Source organism: Paenibacillus sp. BK720, from assembly GCF_011761545.1.
Classification (GTDB): domain Bacteria; phylum Bacillota; class Bacilli; order Paenibacillales; family Paenibacillaceae; genus Pristimantibacillus.
The window spans coordinates 1-1,607 of the sequence record NZ_JAASRQ010000022.1 but is presented as its reverse complement, the minus strand read 5'-3'; the positions used below and the strand labels follow the sequence as shown (position 1 = coordinate 1,607).

The window sequence follows — 1,607 nt, the reverse complement described above, 5'->3', positions numbered from 1 at the left end:
CCAGCGTCGTGGACCCATTAACATCATACCAAGGAGTCTTTTTGTTTCTCAAACCTCGTATTTCTTCATTATAGGAATGCTGCCCTTTACTTCAATGAAACAGGGAGCAGCGCCGCGGCGGTCTGCTCCCTGTCTTGGTTGAACTATCGTTCCCCGATAGCGTAATAAAGGTGAACACGCTATTTATTTATTAGTCCTTCTTTGATTAACTCTTCTTTATCCTTCAAAGAAAAAGTCCCAGGCACCAAACCCTCTGCACTTCCGTATCCACCAATAATATCTTCATTAACTTGATAAATGTCAGCGTATAATTTCTTTCCTGTTTTTTGTTTTTCTTTCAGTAAGTAGGTTGTAATATGAACTTCTTTATATGGCTTCAAATCAATACCTGTGTACATTGCATTCAAATCCACAGGTTTATTCGCATCTTGCGTTCTTTCGCTAATTTTTTCCTCAATATGCCAACCAAACGACAGAAGGTATTCAACAGGGTTAACATTATTTTGCTCCGTTGTTTCTTTACTGCAAATCAGGAATACAAGACAAAAAAACGCAAATAAAACAATAATTTTCTTAATTGAAATCAACCCCCGTCATTTTCTATTAGATTTGAGACATAAAGACCCATATGAAGGTTGCAGTGTTTCAACTATTCTCCCTTTACTTCAACAAAGACCGGCAGCGGATCTCTGATCTGCTGCCGGTCTTTGTTTTAAACTAATGTTCCCCGTTAGTGTAAGACCCGTTTACAAATATTATCTCAAGTGTTCCGGAATTCTTTCAGGTGCAATCATCATCACATCAATTTCTCTCTCTGTCAGATTCGTTAATTGCAAATTTTTAATTTTATTGTTATCAAAAATGTTTTTTACCCGTTCTGAAACATACTGAGTCAAGGTATACCCTCGTTCGTCTGGGTTCTCCATGAACATATCCGTTCCATCCCAACCATCATCCTTAAAATAGCTGCCCTTAAATTGAGAGAAGATTCCTCCGGGATATTCCTTATAAACAATTCCACTGCGGTGGTAGTCGATTGGGCTGCATCTGCCTGTAATTGAAATCCCAGAATAGTTGGGGATGATTTCATCGTTTTTTCCATAAAGAGTTATTTGGTAAGATTCCCAGCCTGTGATTTGGCGTTGGATAAACGTTTCAATTATTGAATCATGCAGCAATAAAGAAAAGCCGGTATAGATGGCAGGTGACGGAGTGTGAGTTCCTCTCAAATGTCTAGCCTCAAGTGGTTCAGAGGGCTTGACACCCCCCCGTAGCAAAGCACTAGAATATTCAAAGTCCGCTTCAATCCCTGCCTTAAATGGTCTTGTCGAGTAAACATCAGAACATTCGTATAGCTTATTATAAACTGGTATAAAAGAGGACATTTTCTACTTCCTCTCCTTAGTAGTGATGTTTAATTTATTCGTTACCAAAATTAAACTATCCTCCCTTTACTTCAAGAAAAGCGGCAGCTGATCGCTGATCGGCTGCCGCAGTATCAATTGAGCTATAGTTCCCCGTCCCTCGGTTTTAAGGGTTTATCTCACATATACTCACTCATTCGCAGGATTTCAACACCTTAGATTAGATCAATTTTAGGATGGAGG

At 39.2% G+C, this 1,607-nt stretch carries 2 protein-coding genes; both read right to left on the bottom strand.

Annotated elements, in window-relative coordinates:
* Positions 1-179 precede the first annotated feature (179 nt).
* Positions 180-587 (bottom strand): DUF4830 domain-containing protein, encoded by a 408-nt coding sequence (locus FHT67_RS29610; protein ID WP_167202146.1) that lies wholly within the window; start codon positions 585-587, stop codon positions 180-182.
* Positions 588-755: 168 nt separating this feature from the next.
* Positions 756-1,385, bottom strand: coding sequence for a hypothetical protein (locus FHT67_RS29605; RefSeq protein WP_167202145.1), 630 nt, complete (start codon positions 1,383-1,385; stop codon positions 756-758).
* Positions 1,386-1,607 lie beyond the last annotated feature (222 nt).